17 protein-coding genes and 2 tRNA genes are annotated in these 15,811 nt (G+C 68.9%); 10 read left to right on the top strand and 9 right to left on the bottom strand.

Translation table 11 applies throughout. The annotated features are described in order from the left end of the window. Positions 1-34 precede the first annotated feature (34 nt). Complete coding sequence (locus tag ACQEU6_RS26170) at positions 35-568, top strand: hypothetical protein (protein WP_499335671.1); 534 nt, start codon at positions 35-37, stop codon at positions 566-568. Positions 569-587: 19 nt separating this feature from the next. After that, entirely contained in the window at positions 588-1,178 is a 591-nt protein-coding gene (locus ACQEU6_RS26165) for an SUKH-4 family immunity protein (RefSeq protein WP_499335670.1), read from the top strand. A 69-nt stretch (positions 1,179-1,247) separates the two neighbouring features. Here ACQEU6_RS26165 and ACQEU6_RS26160 read toward each other — a convergent pair whose 3' ends face one another. After that, complete coding sequence (locus tag ACQEU6_RS26160) at positions 1,248-1,670, bottom strand: DUF6069 family protein (RefSeq protein ID WP_499335669.1); 423 nt, start codon at positions 1,668-1,670, stop codon at positions 1,248-1,250. 550 nt (positions 1,671-2,220) lie between these two features. On the opposite strand from ACQEU6_RS26160, the gene ACQEU6_RS26155 reads away from it, so the two are divergent. Further along, positions 2,221-2,856: an RlpA-like double-psi beta-barrel domain-containing protein gene (locus ACQEU6_RS26155; protein WP_499335668.1), complete on the top strand. Its 636-nt coding sequence runs from the start codon at positions 2,221-2,223 to the stop codon at positions 2,854-2,856. A 305-nt stretch (positions 2,857-3,161) separates the two neighbouring features. Here ACQEU6_RS26155 and ACQEU6_RS26150 read toward each other — a convergent pair whose 3' ends face one another. Continuing rightward, on the bottom strand, positions 3,162-4,217 hold the full coding sequence (locus ACQEU6_RS26150; RefSeq protein ID WP_499335667.1) for a TIGR03118 family protein: 1,056 nt from the start codon (positions 4,215-4,217) through the stop codon (positions 3,162-3,164). A gap of 1,432 nt (positions 4,218-5,649) precedes the next feature. Next, positions 5,650-5,898, bottom strand: a complete 249-nt coding sequence (locus tag ACQEU6_RS26145) for a hypothetical protein (protein ID WP_499335666.1) — start codon at positions 5,896-5,898, stop codon at positions 5,650-5,652. Between the two features lie 233 nt (positions 5,899-6,131). Between ACQEU6_RS26145 and ACQEU6_RS26140 the strand changes: the two genes are divergently transcribed. The 4 genes from ACQEU6_RS26140 to ACQEU6_RS26125 all read left to right on the top strand — a co-directional run bounded on the left by ACQEU6_RS26140 (position 6,132) and on the right by ACQEU6_RS26125 (position 8,552). Beyond that, a complete protein-coding gene (locus ACQEU6_RS26140) occupies positions 6,132-6,389 on the top strand; it encodes a hypothetical protein (protein ID WP_499335665.1) in 258 nt (85 codons plus the stop codon). 103 nt (positions 6,390-6,492) lie between these two features. Further along, a complete protein-coding gene (locus tag ACQEU6_RS26135; RefSeq protein WP_499335664.1) occupies positions 6,493-7,164 on the top strand; it encodes a hypothetical protein in 672 nt (223 codons plus the stop codon). A 106-nt stretch (positions 7,165-7,270) separates the two neighbouring features. Then, complete coding sequence (locus ACQEU6_RS26130) at positions 7,271-7,681, top strand: transposase (RefSeq protein ID WP_499335663.1); 411 nt, start codon at positions 7,271-7,273, stop codon at positions 7,679-7,681. Positions 7,682-8,234: 553 nt separating this feature from the next. Beyond that, the gene (locus ACQEU6_RS26125; RefSeq protein ID WP_499335662.1) at positions 8,235-8,552 is read left to right on the top strand and encodes a hypothetical protein; all 318 of its coding nucleotides are present in this window, start codon (positions 8,235-8,237) and stop codon (positions 8,550-8,552) included. Between the two features lie 478 nt (positions 8,553-9,030). Here the strand turns inward: ACQEU6_RS26125 and ACQEU6_RS26120 are convergent, their stop codons facing one another. The 5 genes from ACQEU6_RS26120 to ACQEU6_RS26100 form a co-directional block, all read right to left on the bottom strand. Then, positions 9,031-9,237, bottom strand: a complete 207-nt coding sequence (locus ACQEU6_RS26120) for a hypothetical protein (protein ID WP_499335661.1) — start codon at positions 9,235-9,237, stop codon at positions 9,031-9,033. A gap of 129 nt (positions 9,238-9,366) precedes the next feature. Continuing rightward, positions 9,367-9,666: a helix-turn-helix domain-containing protein gene (locus tag ACQEU6_RS26115; protein ID WP_499335660.1), complete on the bottom strand. Its 300-nt coding sequence runs from the start codon at positions 9,664-9,666 to the stop codon at positions 9,367-9,369. Continuing rightward, the gene (locus tag ACQEU6_RS26110) at positions 9,666-10,034 is read right to left on the bottom strand and encodes a type II toxin-antitoxin system RelE/ParE family toxin (protein ID WP_499335659.1); all 369 of its coding nucleotides are present in this window, start codon (positions 10,032-10,034) and stop codon (positions 9,666-9,668) included. Before ACQEU6_RS26110 ends, ACQEU6_RS26115 begins: the two co-directional genes overlap by 1 nt. A 181-nt stretch (positions 10,035-10,215) precedes the next feature. Further along, positions 10,216-10,289 (bottom strand) — tRNA-Phe (locus tag ACQEU6_RS26105). A 20-nt stretch (positions 10,290-10,309) separates the two neighbouring features. Further along, positions 10,310-10,387: transfer RNA gene (locus ACQEU6_RS26100), tRNA-Asp, on the bottom strand. A 272-nt stretch (positions 10,388-10,659) separates the two neighbouring features. On the opposite strand from ACQEU6_RS26100, the gene ACQEU6_RS26095 reads away from it, so the two are divergent. The 3 genes from ACQEU6_RS26095 (at position 10,660) to ACQEU6_RS26085 (ending at position 14,923) form a co-directional block, all read left to right on the top strand. Next, positions 10,660-12,081 (top strand): amino acid permease, encoded by a 1,422-nt coding sequence (locus ACQEU6_RS26095; protein ID WP_499335658.1) that lies wholly within the window; start codon positions 10,660-10,662, stop codon positions 12,079-12,081. Between the two features lie 76 nt (positions 12,082-12,157). Further along, positions 12,158-13,855, top strand: coding sequence for an adenylate/guanylate cyclase domain-containing protein (locus tag ACQEU6_RS26090; protein ID WP_499335657.1), 1,698 nt, complete (start codon positions 12,158-12,160; stop codon positions 13,853-13,855). A 117-nt stretch (positions 13,856-13,972) separates the two neighbouring features. Further along, positions 13,973-14,923: a glycerophosphodiester phosphodiesterase gene (locus tag ACQEU6_RS26085; RefSeq protein ID WP_499335656.1), complete on the top strand. Its 951-nt coding sequence runs from the start codon at positions 13,973-13,975 to the stop codon at positions 14,921-14,923. On the opposite strand, the gene ACQEU6_RS26080 is transcribed toward ACQEU6_RS26085, so the two are convergent. Next, positions 14,924-15,805: a LysR family transcriptional regulator gene (locus ACQEU6_RS26080; RefSeq protein ID WP_499335655.1), complete on the bottom strand. Its 882-nt coding sequence runs from the start codon at positions 15,803-15,805 to the stop codon at positions 14,924-14,926. Positions 15,806-15,811 lie beyond the last annotated feature (6 nt).

The following is a 15,811-nucleotide window of genomic DNA, read 5'->3' as shown; positions in this document are numbered from 1 at the left end:
GCACTCTTCGATCGTTCCAAGATCAGGAGAGTCGATGGCGTTCCCGTTCGACCCGGAGCAGCCGCCGCCCGACCCGCTGACCCCGGGCGCGGCGGCCCTCGTCCGCGACGAGCGGCGGGAACTGCTTCCGGCCTGGGCGGAGGCGAGTCGCGAACTGGTCGTCCACCTGGGCCGGCTGTCCCGCTGGGATCCGCCCGAGATCCTCCTCGAACACCCGAGCCACGGCCTCATGCACATGAGCACGATCTGCGCCTCCGGCGACCTGGCCCCGTTCGAGATGATCGGCTACGGGCCCTTCGACCTGCATCTGACCGCGTACTGCGCCGAGTACATGTTCAGCGAGGCCGGCGGCGGATGGGTGCTGGACGAGGACCCGGAATCGCCCACCTTCGCTCGGTTTCTCATGGGCGAGTACGACACGAATCATCCAGACGCGACGGTGGACGTCTACGCCGCCGTGACCGCGTTCCTGAACGAGTCCGAAGGCCGCGACCTGACAAGGCTCCTGGAATCACTACAGGAGGCCATGGGCGCCCCGGTAGGTGTCCACGACACGTCCTACCCCTAGGCCCACCGGAGTTCCGGCAGTGCTTTTCGACGTCACCCGCAGCGAACACGCCGGCTTCTTCGGCGCGGACCGACTCGCGACCCTGCCGGCCACCGCCTTCCCGCCCACCGCCGCGGACACCGGGGGCGCCCGTCTTCTCCAGACCGTCGGCGTCCCCACCGGGACCTTCCGGCTCCGTGAGCCCGACGAGGACTCCGGTCGGCTGGCCCTGGTCCAGGACGTCGTCCATGCTCCGGGGGAGACGGGCGAATGGCCCGTCATCGGCTGGCTGCTCAACGCCCACCTCGCCCTCGACCCCGATTCCGGCAAGGTGCACGCCTTCGACGCCGACGAGGAGACCGCGCGGGAACTCCACACGGACGCCTCCTCCCTCATCCAGGTCACCCTCAGGTTCCAGCGCCTGCTCGAAGAGTTCGCCTTCAGCGGCGACGAGGAGGCCGAGTTCGAGCGCCTGGACCGCGAGGTCACACGCATCAGCCAGGAGACGAGCGGCGTCGACCCGCTCCCCTTCCAGGACGACGAGACCGCCTGGTCGGTGGTCGCCGAGGAGATCGCCGCGGGCCGGCGCTTCAAGGGCGACAGCCCGGGAGCCCGCACGCTCTACGGATGATCGCCGTCCACCTCCCGCCCACTGGCGCCTCGGGAGCGGGAGGCGCGCCCTCACACGCGTGCCTGGCGACTACCGGCAGATCCGCCGGCCGGGCAGCCCGATGATCAACGCCGCGCCGACGGTCAGGTGCATGCCGAGCAGCACCAGCCGGCTGCCGAGGCCCACGCCGCCCAGCGGGCCGGCCAGCGAGAGCACCAGCATGATCAGTGCGATGGCCCGGAAGGTCCGGGCGGGGCGGCGGACGGTACGTCCCAGCAGAGCGAGCAGTCCCCAGGCGGCCAGGCCGGCGGCCAGAGCACTGACCGCGACGGCGGCCGGGCCGATGTGCCGGACGGTGTCGCCCTGGCGGACCGCGAGGTCGATACCGGCCCAGGGGTCGTTGACGGCCCACAGGAGGAGAGCGCCGGCCGCTCCCGCCGCGACGGTGATCGCGCGGCCCGTACGCCGAGCGGTGGTCTGGGTCATCCCGGTCTGCTGCGTGTCGTTCGTCATGCCGATGAGCATCGCGGTGCGGGCAGTGCCGGCACATCGGACCGCCGGCCGCGCCGTCCTCCCCTTAGGAGACTTCGACCCCCGACTTTGGGAGGAGTCGGCACCCGCGACCTGCCGGCAGACCCCGCCGAACAAACAGAATCCGAACCAAGCGGCGATCAGCCTCCCCGTCCCGACGCGTGCCGCGGTGCACCGCCGTACGTCGTCCGCGAAATCGTCGGACGCAACGACACTGAGGTGACTACGAAGATCTACGCACACACCCGGTGAACGGTCGTGGTCACCGCATGGGGAGTTGTGGGCGGGGTCGTCCGGGAGCGCCGGTAGCGGATGTGTCGTCTGAAGATCGTTGCGTAAAATCGTCCGGGCCGACCCGAGTGCATGCGGGTCAAGCGAGGCCGCGGGCACGCGGCCGGCGGCTCGGGTGAGGCGCTCGCGGATCGGTCACCACCATCGGGCGTAGGGCAACGAGCGTGCGGGAGCTTCGGCGCAACCTATGGCTAGGACACCCCACCCTCGTGCTCGTCGCCCTGGCCCGGTCCGGTCGTCCGTGGCCGTCTCCGCCCTGGTCCTGACGGCGGCATCGGGAATGGCCTGCACCGGTCCCGAGCGCCGGCACCCGCGCCCGCGGCCCCCCGAGTCCGCCGGCTGGACGGTCACCGTCTACTACACGGCCGTCGAGTCCTTTCACCGCGGTCCGCGGCGCGTCGTACGAGGGTGCCCGCGGCTCGGGTGCGACCGCGGGCGGGAGCCCCTCGGCTCCTACCCGTCGGACTTCGTCAAGGCCGTGCGCGACGAGGGCACCGGCCGCGTCACCAGCGGTCCCCATCGAGGGCGCTACCTCAACTGGTCGTACGACGTGGGCTACTGGCTGGACTCGGCCCCGCGCGACACGGACGGACGCCCGCTGCGCCCGTGGAGCTCGGCGGCCGCCGACCGTTCGGTCCTGCCGCCCGGCCGCCGGTTCACCATCACCGGGTGCGGCAAGGACGACGACGGCGCCGCCATCGACGCGGACGTGTGCGCCCGTTTCCGCTCCTCCCGCTGGACGATCACGGACGAGTTCACCCCCGGCCTCGGCGGCGACCGTCATGTCGATCTCTACATCGGCGAGGAGACCGGCCCCGGCTTCACCGACTCGTCCCTCTACACCACCCTGAACAACGCATCCCTACGGCCTGCGTGACCCATCGAGCTGCGCCGAGTGCGGTGGCGTAGGCACGAAGCGTCTCCAACTCCATGGCATCGAGGACGCCGTTCTCGATCTGGAGGACGGCGAGAATCTGGGCGACCTCGGCTTGCGTCTTGCCAACCGCCGTGCGAAGTTCCGGCACGTCCCTCAACCCGCAGCTCGGCCGAGCGACCGGGGCTCCTGCCGGTCATGGCTCCAGGAGTCCAAGGCGGCGCGCGGCGGGGCGTCAGTTGGCAGAACAGGCCCCTCGACATTGGGACGGACCAGCGGCCGGCCCCGGCCGCTGGTCCGTCCCAAGCTCAGTGCAGGCAGGCCTTGCGTAGCAGGCCGACGAGGCCGTGCGTCTCGTCGTTCGGGCCGGACGAGAACCAGACGGCGTCGGTGCCGCCGGTCGTCTGCGTCCCGCGCAGAAGCGCCCACAGACCGTCGATCACGATCGGGCGGCCGTCCGGTCGGCGCAGCGCGCCCCGCCAATGGCCACGCGGGGTGAAGGCGTTGATCTTGCCGTCGCCGAAGTTGCCGACGAGGACGTTTCCGGCGAAGTCACCGAATGATCGGGGCGCGATCACCAGCCCCCACGGCGCGTTCAGCGGACCGCGGGAGGCGAAGCGGTGATGCGAGCGGCCGAACCGCCGGTACTCCACGACGAAGCCGAGCCCGGGGCCGGGCACGTCGTCGTGGGCGTCCGCATCCTGCTTGGCGTAGGTGACGAACACGGAGCCGCCGAGGACGGCGACGTTGAACGGCGCGAAGCCTGGTGGGATCGACGGGTCGTGGAAGCGCTTCTTGGGCAGCCTGAGCTGCCGGAACCTACCATCGAAGACGTCGATGCGTCCGTTGTGGAAGTCGGTCGCCAGCAGGAACGCCCCGTGGCGGGTGTGCAGCAGCGCCAGTCCCTTGTAGACGGAGCCGCGCGTGCCCGCCACGCGGACCGCGGTGGTCCCTGTGTTGGGGTTCCACGCGGTGATCGCGCCGTTCTCGCTGCTGAAGATGAAGTTGGCCGGCGCGCCCTTCACCCTGAAGTCGGCGGTGTCGTTGAAGACCTCTCCGGTGGGCGCGCCGCCCTCGACGGTGACTTCCAGCGGCTGCTTCGTCACGCCTCCCGCGCCACCGGTGTACACGGTTGCGACGCCGGTGCCGTTGTTGGCGGCCCACAGCGGCCCCTTCGGGCCAAGCGCCAGGCCCCACGGGTTGACGAGCTTGGGGTCCTGAAGAGGCGCCCTGCCCGGGATGTCGGAGATCAGGTCGGTCTGGGTGAACCGGGTGCGCCAGCCCGATTCGTCGGCGCGGTTCTGGGTTCCGGCGGATGCGGGACGGGTGGGGGCCATTCCTGCCAGCAAGGCAAGGGCGGCCATGAGCATACCTAAAGTCTTTCGCATTCAGATCTCCCCTGAATCGACCAGCCGGTCCGGAGGGACCGCGGCGATCATTACCCCGGGCAGGTTCGGCGAACCCGGCTGCCGCACCACGCGACGGAATCCTGACCAACAACGACGGCCGCTTTACGTTCGGTTCGATCGGCGCACCGCCCGGTAGACCCGGGCCCGAGGACAATCCTCATGAAATGGAACAATCAACTCAGCTCGCCCTGGCACCCAACGTGCGGGCCGAGCTGCAGGAAGTCAGGGCAAGGGCGCCCGGAGCGCAGAGGTCCCCGGTCACGGCGCCGGAGGCCCCGCGGCAGCGATCGCCCCGCTCCCACCCGCCCGACCACGCACGGCGATCATCTCGGACCTCGGCCATCGTGTCGGCGTGGGGATCGGCGCGAGCCAATTGATGCGCACAACCGAGCAGGTGGCGGCGTCAGATACCTACACCTTTGCAGTAGCCCTTTCCATGCTGGATTGGCCTGCCACTGGACATTGCGATCTGCTCCGCTGTGAATCTCACGAGAGGGACTTTGCGAGCTGGATCAGCGTCATGCGCAAGGGGTGCATATCTCGCGATTGAGACATTTGCCTTCAAGGCGTCTGACCTCGTTCAGGTGAAGGTCGGTGCGGCGGTCGTGCGGGTCGCTGTCGAGCGAGGTGAACAGACGTTCGGCGAGGGGTGGCGTCAGGGGATCCTCGTCCAGGAAGGCCAGCCCGAAATGTCGCCGCGAAGCGCGCGAACTCGGTCTTGCCCGATCCGGCGTATCAACCGACCAGGAGGACGGTGGTCGTCGCGATGCTGCCGCTCGTGGCTCGGCCTCGCCGGTTCACTTCAGTGCGTCGCCGGCGGTACCGTGCTGGACCTGGGTCTGGTCGAAGACCCGGCCGAGCCCCGAGATCGTGTCGGCCGCCTCGGTGGCCTCGTACAAGAGGCAGTAGGCGCGTGCGGACCTGGGTGCATGTCGCCGTTCTCGTGCTCCCACAGCGTTTGGCGGTTCGCCGCGCCTTCGAGCCCTTCCGCTCGGCGACCACGCCCAGCTTGTGGCCTGTCACTTGAAGGCTGGAGCCGTGGTTCCCCGGCGTTCGTGCGGTCTGCCGGGCTGCCGGCCCTTTCGCTGCCTGGACGTACTTGACTGCGACCCTTTCCGTGGACCCGATATCGGCACGGAGGCTCGCCGAGGGCCGGTGATGGTCGGACACGGTCGGACGGACGAGAGAAGCGCCCGGACCTGTTCTTGCAGATCGGGCGCTCCTTGTTGCTGCTTGGTGAGGGCGGGCAGGGCGTGCTCGAACCGCCGACCTTCCGCTTTTCAGAAGTAACAACCTCCCTGCGGCTGCCCCGTGCACCAAGGTCAGACGGTGCCTGACGTGCGCACGTGGTGCCGGTTGGCTGCGGTTGTTGCCGTCAAGGCTGCCGTCACTGATCGACCCGCCGACGTCGCTCTTTCAACCGCTGGACGTGCCGCTCGTGCTGCGCGGCGCGGAGCCGCTGGGCACGGTCGATGAGCAACGTTTGCGGGGCGGCCGCCAACTCGTACAGCTCGACTTCGAACGGATCTGCGTCGTACTCGATGAGACAAGCCAACGTGTTTCGATCTTGCTCGGCGGTGACTCGCCGGCGCACGTGGTCCCGCCAGAGATCCTCGCTCGCCTCGGCCTCGTCCACACTCCGACGATAATTGCTTGCCGCGCCGTCACCTGAATGCGGACCACCGGCGACCTGGGTCTTCGCGGTCCTGCCCAGGCCGTGACGCGCGCCGGTGGAAGGTCGCGTAAGTCGTTGTGTGCCACTGTTGCTGTACTTCTCTGCTGCACGACAATCGCTCGGATCCAACCGCGCTGTCGGCTTGGGAGTCATTCCGATCTCGGCCGTTATGACCGCTGGCCTGGTGTTGAGCCATGCCGCACGTGACCGCGAATGACGCACTCGACGACGCTCTGATGGAGCCGACGATCGGGCTGTACAAGACCGAGCTGATCAAACGGTGCGGACCGTGTAAGAACCTGTCTGGTGTCGAGCCAGCCGCCGGCGAGTACTTGGCCTGGTACAGCACCACCTGGATCCACGGTGGGATCGGCCACGCACCACCCGCCGAGAAGGAAGCCTTCTACTACCGCCAGAACACCACAGAGCCGCAGGTCACAGTCACAACCTAGAGCCTCCAATAAAATTGGGGCGCTTCGCCTCCGGTGTCTCATCTTGGCCACCTGATCCGGCCAAACACCACGCCACGGCTGACGAGCTGGCAAGATCAACAAGATGCGGCCGAAAATGATCATTTGCACGGTAGTGGTGGCTTCCATCCTGCTGCTGACGCTTGCAACAGCAACGTGGTGGAAGTTCTTCTACGAGCCGCCCATCGGCGGTCCGATCGCCGAGGCGTTCACGAAGACTGCCCCGGTCCGCCCTGCCGACTCGGACGGCGCTAACAAGTCTTTGACAGACTCATCGCTGTTTTCGCACGCTCCCGATCCGTGCAAGCTACTGCAGTTGCTGGGCGATTTCACCAATCCGGTCAAACGCGGCGGGTCGTGCGAGCATGTCAGCGAGGTGGGGGATGGGTATAAGACCTACGAGGTGAGGGCCACTGCGGTTCCCAAGTCAACGGACGGTGGGGCGGTGGCCGAAGCCGTTCGTAGGTACGATGCGTTGGCCCGCGAGGCCCACGGCCCGGCGTTCAGCGAGAATGACGCGAAGTTCAAGCACTTCTTCAGTGCGCTGACCGGTCCTGGCGAGCAGGCGTTCGCCAGATACACGTACATGCAGTCCAACCTGCACGGCTACCTGCACTACTCCGGGGCCGAGGTGGTCTTCAGAGTCCGCAACCTTGTGGTGGAGGTACGGGTACAGTCGCCCGACGACAAGCGGAGTCGGCAACTCAACTTGGTCTATGCCGCCGCACGCAAGATCGCTGCAACGCTGAAGCCCTGAGTCGGTCGTTTCGACGCCCTCTGTGCCAAGCTCACGTGGGACACAAGTGGATAAAGTTCCTAGACTGACATGAGCAGGGCGAGAACGGGTACCGAGCAGATTGACGATGACCGACCATGACCTCCACGCGGGTGAGGGACCACGGGCCGGCAGGCCCAAGCGGCGGACCTTCACGGCCGCCTACAAGCTCCGGATGATCGAGGGGCACGACGCGGCCGAGCACGGCGAGAAAGGCGCCCTGTTGCGCCGGGAGGGGCTGTACGACTCCAGCATCCAGTTGTGGCGCCGTCAGCGCGACAGCGGCCAGTCGTCCGCCTCGGGAACGGCGAGCCCGGCGAAGGCGGAGAAGACGGCCGAGCAGGTCGAGTTGGAACAGCTACGTAAGGAACACGCCAGGACGCTCCGGGAGAAAGAGCGCATGGCGAAGAAACTTCAGCAGACCGGGGCCGCCCTGGAGATCGTGGGAAAATGGCACGCTCTCTGTGTGTCACGAACGTTGAGTGGGTCGTTCCGATAGGCGGGGCGGACTCGCGAGACGTGTAACTGCATGGGAGATGGAGGTTTTGTGGCCCTCCGGAGCCGCCCTACGGGGGGAGGCTTCAAAGCACCTCAAGCTGCGTTAGTTGAAGACTGGCGTGGTAAGCGTTGAGGAAAAGGCGCACGAGATGCGCCAGCTGGGGATCAGGAAGATGAGCTCAGCTCTCCGCTGTTGAAGCATCGAAAGTGCCAAGACGGCATCAAAACCAGAGTGTAGAGTGTGCTCTGGGATAAGTCTGGCAGATACCCGTTTACTGGCCAGGCGGTGCCCGGTATGAATGGCGGCACGAGTCCGATCTGCGGCTTCCATGCGGAACGTGAGAGGGCACGCCCTGACACCGTTCCGGTCATGCCCGGGACGAGAGGGAGTGCGCCAAGCGGCAGAAACCGTGAGGTGCTGAGTACCGTTGCGGGGCGTGCAGTCGGACCGGCCCATAGTAGCGATGAAGTCCCTGTAATAGGGGCGGAGCGAAGCTGCCGGACCGTCCAGGTGATGTTCGTTCGGACGACCAGAGGAATCTGGGAGGGATCGAGTGGGCGAGCCGCAGCCAAACGGGAAACCGTTCGATATTTCGAAGCGGGAGGTGTGGCAGGCATATCAGAGAGTTGCTGCCAATAAGGGCGCTCCGGGAGTGGACGGGACGGCCCTGGAGGCGTTCGAGGAGGATCTGAAAGACAATCTGTATCGGATCTGGAATCGGATGTCATCGGGATCGCACTTTCCGCCGCCGGTGCGGGCGGTGCCGATACCAAAGAAAGACGGAGTCAGGATTCTCGGAGTACCGACCATCGCTGACCGAATCGCGCAGACCGTGGTGGCCAGAAGAAGGCTCGTCCACACCAGCCGTTAGCACCCGCGTTAGCAAGCCAGAGCACCCCGCGCAGACCGGCTCGCGGGGGTCCAGGGGGCGGCGCAGCCCCCGGGTACGCGCTCGCTCACCCCTTGGGTGGCAGAAGAGTGAGCTTGATGTAGCCCGTGCCTGCCCTGGCTTGCCGTAACGCCGCCAGGAAAGCGTGGCCTCCTGGCTCAACCCGAATGAGGATGTCCTCCCCGGGGGACGCAGTGAAAGCCAGTCGAAGGCTGCCTGTCCAATCGATGCGGGCCTCTACCTCATGTGGTCCTGGCGCAATGTCGACGCTTATCTCTTGACCTCGTTTGATCTTTCCGTGGGGGGTGCCGTCGATGAACAGGCGATAGGCGCGGAGCCAGTCCCGGCCGCCTAGTTTTGGCCGTAAGAACGTCACTCGTGAGGTCCCGGTCATGTCGCCATGATTGCATGTAGGCGGACGGGCGACGCGGTGCGGCGGCAGGGCTCCGGCGTTCTCGCATTATGGGTCTTGATGGCCGGTTGTGAGTCCGAGGGTGGCGAGGCACTGTGTCTTGCCGATGGCCTTGCGGAGTTCCTTGAGGTGGTGGCCGGCGACGTAGGCGTCCAGTTCGGCGCGGGCCTGGGCCTGGCGTTCGGGGTCGGCCAGTTCGGGGTTGCGGCGGTGGGCTTCGGCTTTGATGTCCTGCCAACGGCGTCCGGTGCTCATCGTCCAGCCTCCTTCTCGCAGCCCGTCACTGGGTGCCGAACCTGACGTCCCACTCGTCGTCCGGCGGCGCCGGTCGGCCAGCGTGGTGCTGCATCAGGCCGATACAGAGCAGATCAAGGCCGTTGGGGGTCAGGCCGCCACGTGCTCTCCAACGGTGATGGTGAACGTGGTGTGCATGGCTTTGGCGATCCGGTCCAGCATCGCTAGCGTCGGCACGCCTCCGCCGCCCTCGATGCGCGACAGTGCGGGCTGTGTGATGCCTGCGAGTTCGGCCACCTCTGCTTGGGTGAGTCCGAGTTCTCTACGGCGCTCGCGGACCATGTCGCCGAGTCGGAGATCGAGGCCGGCCAGGTCGTACTCAGGGTGGTCGGGTACTCCCTCGCGTAGCCGTCGTGCACGGTCAAGCTTCCACTTGGCGTGGTTTGCCATTACTCGCTTCTCTCGTAGACGTGGTTCGCTGGGCCTGTAAGGGACGCCTCGCAGGCCTGTCGTGCCTTCACCGCTCGCTCCACGTCCCGGGGTTGCGCGTCGTTGCGAACCTTTTGGAACACGGTAAGCAGCACGATCACGCGCTCAGGTCCGGTCGGCAACCAGTATGTGATTCGCCAGGCCGTTTCCTCCAGATGGAGGCGCAGTCCACGGACGCCGTCGCGCAGTGCCTTGGTGTGGTCTCCGTCGAGCATGTCACCTCGGTCGACCAGGTAGTCGTCCACGTTGCGCATGACGCGCTGGTACTGGGTGAACGTCAACGTGTCCAGCCACGCGACCACCTCAGGTTCCATCTCGATCTCGAACATACTGCTGATGATATATACTATCGACGGTATGCCTTGAACCCAAGATTGTCCAGCCCTGGATAGGGAGAGCTGGCGAGATGCCTGGGGGCCTCGACCGTCCGCTCGCGACTTATCGTCCGTTGCCGTCAAAGACAACGCCCCGGGCCGTGTGGCTCCGGGGCGTTTTAGCTGCTCAGAGAGGTGGGCAGGGGCGGGGTCGAACCGCCGACCTTCCGCTTTTCAGGCGGACGCTCGTACCGACTGAGCTACCTGCCCAGGACGCGTGTTGGTGCGTCTGGCGGTCCTGACGGGATTTGAACCCGCGGCCTCCACCTTGACAGGGTGGCGAGCACTCCTAGCTGCTCCACAGGACCTTGCGTCTCCGAGCCTAGCGGCTCTGGAGGGGTGTCTTGGCCGGTGTTCCCGGCGCTTGGCGACGTCCGAGAGCATACGCGATGGCCGAGGGGGTCGCCAACTCGATTACCCCGGGCGGGTGAGGGGACGATCCGGGCGGGGAGAAACCGGACGGACAGAAGTGTTTCGTGTTTGTGCTTGGGGCTCCTACTCTGTCCGGGTTGCGCAACAGTGCGTGATCGGAGGGTGGCGCTGTTCCCCCTTGCGGGGGCGGCCGTAGAGAGGAGGCCGCGTGGTCGCGAAGCTCCCAGACCAGAGCGCGGATGACTACCAACGCGGGCTCGGCACCCGCCAGATCCAGATGCTGGCCATCGGCGGGACGATCGGCACCGGGCTGTTCCTCGGCGCCGGGGAGAACATCGCCAAGGCCGGGCCCAGCCTGATCCTGACGTACGCCGTGGCGGGGCTGGCGCTGTTCTTCGTCATGCGGGCGCTCGGCGAGTTGCTGACGTACCGGCGGGCGGAGGGCGGGTTCGCCGGGTATGCCCGGGAGTTCCTGGGGCCGTTCTGGGGGTACGCCACGACCTGGACGTACTGGATCATCTGGGTGACGACCGGGATGGCGGAGCTGACCGCGGCCGGCAAGTACATCCAGAAGTGGTGGCCGGGCGTCGAGCAGTGGCAGACGGCGCTGGTGGCGCTGGTGGTCCTGTTCGTGGTGAACCTGATCTCGGTGAAGCTCTTCGGCGAGCTGGAGTTCTGGTTCGCGATGATCAAGGTCGCGGCGATCGTGATGATGATCCTGGTCGGGCTCGGGGTGCTGGTCTTCGGGTTCAGCGACGCGGGGGAGACCGCGCGGGTCGGGAACCTGTGGGACCACGGGGGCGTGTTCCCCGAGGGGGCCGGGGCCACGATCATGACGCTGCAGATGGTGATGTTCGCCTACCTGGGCGTCGAGCTGGTCGGGGTGACGGCGAGCGAGGCCAAGGATCCGGAGAAGAACATCCCGCGGGCGATCAACGCGCTGCCGGTGCGGTTCGCGCTGTTCTACCTGGGGTCGCTGCTGGTGATCCTCGCGGTGGTGCCGTGGACGGCGTTCAAGGGCGGGGCGAGCCCGTTCGTGCTGGCGTTCGACCGGATCGGCATTCCGGGCGGGGCGGACATCGTCAACTTCGTGGTGCTGACGGCGGCGCTGTCGTCCTGCAACGCGGGCGGGCTCTACTCGACGTCCAGGATGCTGCGGACGGCCGGCGTGAACGGGGACGGGCCGAAGGTGCTCGGACGGCTCAACGGGCGCGGTGTGCCCGTGCTGACCGTCGTCATCTCCGCGCTGGTCATGGGCATCGGCGTGGTCGTCAACGCGGTGGTGCCGGACAAGGCGTTCGAGTACATCACGTCGGTGTCGACGGGTGGCGCGCTGCTGGTGTGGACGGTGATCCTGCTCGCGCACATGGCCTACCGGCGGCGGTCGGCGGCCGGGGAGCTGCCCAGGGCGCCGTACCGGATGCCGTGGGCGCCGTACACGAACTGGGCCGTGCTGGCGTTCTTCGCGTTCGTCACCGTGACGATCGCGTGGGAGGCGGACACGCGGATCGCGCTGTACGTGATGGCCGCCTGGGGGGCGCTGGTCGTGGTCGGCTGGCCGTTCGTCCGGCGCAGCTCGCAGGGGGCGCGGGTGCCCGTGCCGCTGGCCGAGGAGAGCACGAGCGCCTGAGTGAGGGCATCCCACGGCGGGAAGGCGCCCGCCGTGGGATGATCCTCATGGCGGTTCCTTCCCTCCGGAGGCGCGCGTGACCAGCAGGCTGGAGATCCGGGTGCGGTGGGTCCTGCTGGTCGTGGTGGGCGTGGCGAACGTCATCGGCTCGCTGGTGATGCTGTTGTTCGCGACGTTCGTGGTGCCCGATCCGCCCCTGGACGACCGCGACTACGTGCATCTGGTCAACGCGGTGGCGTTCTTCAGCTATCCGGTGGTCGCGGCGCCGGCGGCCCTGTTGTGCGGGTTGTGGCTCTGGCGGCCCGTGGTCACGTTCGTCCGGGACGGGGGAGAGCCCGACCGGCGGCAGCGCAGGGCCGTGCTGCTCGGGCCGCTGCGGCTGACCCTGCTCGTCGGGGCGCTGTGGGCGGTCGGCGCGCTCGGCTGGGCGGCGCTCGACCTGCTGCTGTTCACCGGGCGGCTCGCGGTGAAGACGGGCCTGACGTGCCTGCTCGGCGCGGGCACGACGTGCACGATCGTCTACCTGCTGTCGGAGCGGCTGCTGCGGCCGGCGGCGGCGCTGGTGCTGGGCGCGGAGCGGCCGAAGCGGCTCCGGCTTCCCGGGGTGACGACGCGGGTGATGCTCGCCTGGGCGCTCGGGACGGCGATCCCGGTGTTCGGGCTGATCTGCGTCGCGATCGCGGCGCTGGCCTCGCCGGACATCAACGTCACCCAGCTCGCGATCACGATCCTCGGCCTCGGCGGCGCGGCGCTGCTCGCGGGGGTCTGCGTGATCTACATGGCCACGCGGGCCATCGCCGATCCGATCAAGGCGGTGCGCAGCGGGATGGCGCAGGTCGAGCGGGGCGATCTCGGCGCCGAGGTGGACGTGTACGACGCGAGCGAGGTCGGGCAGCTGCAGGCCGGGTTCAACCACATGGTGGCGGGGCTGCGCGAGATCGAGTGGCTGCGCGACCTGTTCGGGCGGCATGTCGGCGAGGAGGTCGCCGACCTGGCGCTGGAGCGCGGCGTCGTCACGCTCGGCGGCGAGACGCGCGAGGTGGCCGTGCTGTTCGTGGACCTGACCGGGTCCACCAGGCTGGCCGACACGCGCGGCCCGGACGAGGTGGTGGGGCTGCTCAACCGGTTCTTCGGCGTCGTGGTGTCGGCGGTGGCGAAGCACGGCGGCTGGATCAACAAGTTCGAGGGGGACGCGGCGCTGGCGATCTTCGGGGCGCCGACGCAGCTGGAGGACTCGGCGGGCGGGGCGCTCGGCGCGGCCCGGGAGCTGGCGGTGCGGCTGCGGGCGGAGGTGCCGCTGCTGGACGCGGGGATCGGCGTGTCCGCGGGTCCGGTCGTCGCCGGGTACATCGGCGCGGAGGAGCGGTTCGAGTACACGGTGATCGGCGATCCGGTGAACGAGGCGGCCCGGCTCAGCGACCTCGCCAAGGACGAGGAGGGGCGGGTGCTCGCCTCGGCGACCGTCCTGGAGCTGGCGCACCTCGCCGAGTCGGACGAGTGGGACATCGGGCGGTCGGTGACGCTGCGCGGGCGGAGCCGTCCGACCCGGCTGGGCACGCCCCGCCGCCCGGCGCGTCCCGTGGTGCCCGCTCCGCGGCGCGAGCCGGGGACGGGGCGGACGAGGTTCCCGCGCCCGCTCCGGCGCAGCAGGAGGCTGCTGTTCGGCGCGCTGGTGCTGGCGAAGGCGGCCAAGAGCGCGCGGGCCGCGGAGCCGGGCGGCGGCGGGGAGCCCGGAGGGCATTCCGGCGGACCGGCCGTGTCTGACTCGTCCTGACGGGACCCGATGCGTATCGTCACCTTCGGTACACAGTCTGCTACCGACCTGTAACTCCGGAGTCATCGGACGGGCCGAGGGTTGGGGCGGACAGCCCCGGCTCCCGAGAGGTGACTGATGCACCGGCGGAATCGTCTCGCGCTCATCGCCGTCCTGGCCACCGCGGCCGTCGCCGTCCCGGCGGCGCCCGCCGACGCCCGTCCAGGCCCCGACCCGCTCCCGTCCCTGCTGCCGAACGCCCCGGAACCGCGCCCGCGGACGCTCCCGGTCCGGGCCCCGGATCCGGACGCCGCCGTCGTGAACGTCGCGCACCGCGGAGCGTCCGCGTACGCGCCGGAGAACACGCTGGCGGCGTTCCGCCTCGCCCGGGCCAGGAAGGCGGACCTGTTCGAGCTGGACGTCCAGGAGACGAAGGACCACCAGCTCGTGATCATGCACGACACCACCCTCGCCCGGACGACGAACGCGGAGCAGGTCTACCCGGGCCGCGGGCCCTGGAAGGTCGCCGACTTCACCCTCGCCGAGATCGGGAGGCTGGACGCCGGGGCCTGGTTCGCGAAGCGGTACGCGGGCGAGCGGGTCCCGACGCTCGGCCGGGTGCTGGCCGCGATGCGCGGCCGGGGCCTCGGCCTGCTGCTGGAGATCAAGAGCCCCGGGCTGTACCCGGGCATCGAGCGGCGCGTCGCGGCGGAGCTGAGGCGGTCCCCGTCCTGGCTCCGGCCCGACCCGCGGGAGCGGCGCCTCGTCGTCCAGTCGTTCGACTGGGAGTCGGTGCGCCGGTTCCACGCCGTCCTGCCGAAGGTGCCGACCGGCCTGCTGGGTACGCCGAAGGTCGCGGATCTGCCGAAGCTCGCGAAGTACGCGGACCAGGTCAATCCCACGTTCAGCGGTCTGACCGGGGCCTACGTCGACGAGGTGCACGACGCCGGGATGGACGTGCTCACCTGGACGGTCGACGACCCCGGCGACATGGATCGGGCGATCGACCTCGACGTGGACGGGATCATCACCAACCGGCCGGACGTCCTGCACGGCGTCCTCGACGGCTCCGCGGAGCGGGCGGCCTGATCAGGAGGGCCACCGGCGCGCGCGGGCGATCAGCGCCCGCGCCGCCGGTCCGCGCGGCCCCTCGGCGCGCCAGGCCAGGGCGATCCGCCCGGTCAGCCGCGGCCGGACGACCGGGAGCGCGCGCAGGTCGTCCGGACGGTCGCGGGCGGCGGACTCGGGCAGCACGGCGACGCCGAGGCCGTGCGCGGCGATCTCCGCGAGGACGGGCGGCTCGCCGGCCTCGAAGGCGACGCGCGGGCGCAGGCCGGCGTCGGCGAAGGCCCCGTCCAGGAGGGCCCGCAGCCCGGTCCCCTTCGGCAGGCAGATCAGGCTCTGCTCGGCCAGGGCCCGCAGGGTGATCGTGGACCTGCGGGCCAGCGGGTGGGCGCGGGCGACGGCGGCGAAGAGGTCCTGCTCGATGACGACCCGCGTCGCGACGCCCTCGGGCGGGTCGGCGCCGAGGCTGAGGAACGCCAGGTCGATCCGTCCGCTGCGCAGCCCTTCGGTCAGCGTGGCGGAGTCCTCCTGGACGACGGTGATCTCGATGTCCGGATGGTCGCGGTGGAAACCGGCCAGCATGCCGGGAAGGTCGAGTGACCGGATCCAGTCGATCGTGCCGATCGTGACGTGCCCGCGGAGCAGGCCCGTCAGCTCGTCCACGGCCAGCCTGGCGCCCTCGACGGCCGCGAGCGCGGCCCGCGCGTAGGGCAGGACGGCGGCGCCGGCCTCGGTCAGCCGGACGGTCCGGCCGGAACGGTCGAGCAGCGGCTCGCCCAGCTCCCGCTCCAGCTGCGGGATCTGGGCGCTCACGCCGGGCTGGGCGACGTGCAGCCGAGCCGCGGCCCTGGTGAAGCCGGCCTCTTCCGTGACCGCCACAAAGTACTCAAGCTGGCGCAGCTCCATAACCGG

Source organism: Spirillospora sp. CA-108201, assembly GCF_050936235.1.
Lineage (GTDB): Bacteria > Actinomycetota > Actinomycetes > Streptosporangiales > Streptosporangiaceae > Spirillospora.
Note: the sequence above shows the minus strand (reverse complement) of the source record. Positions and strands in the feature narration are given on the sequence as shown.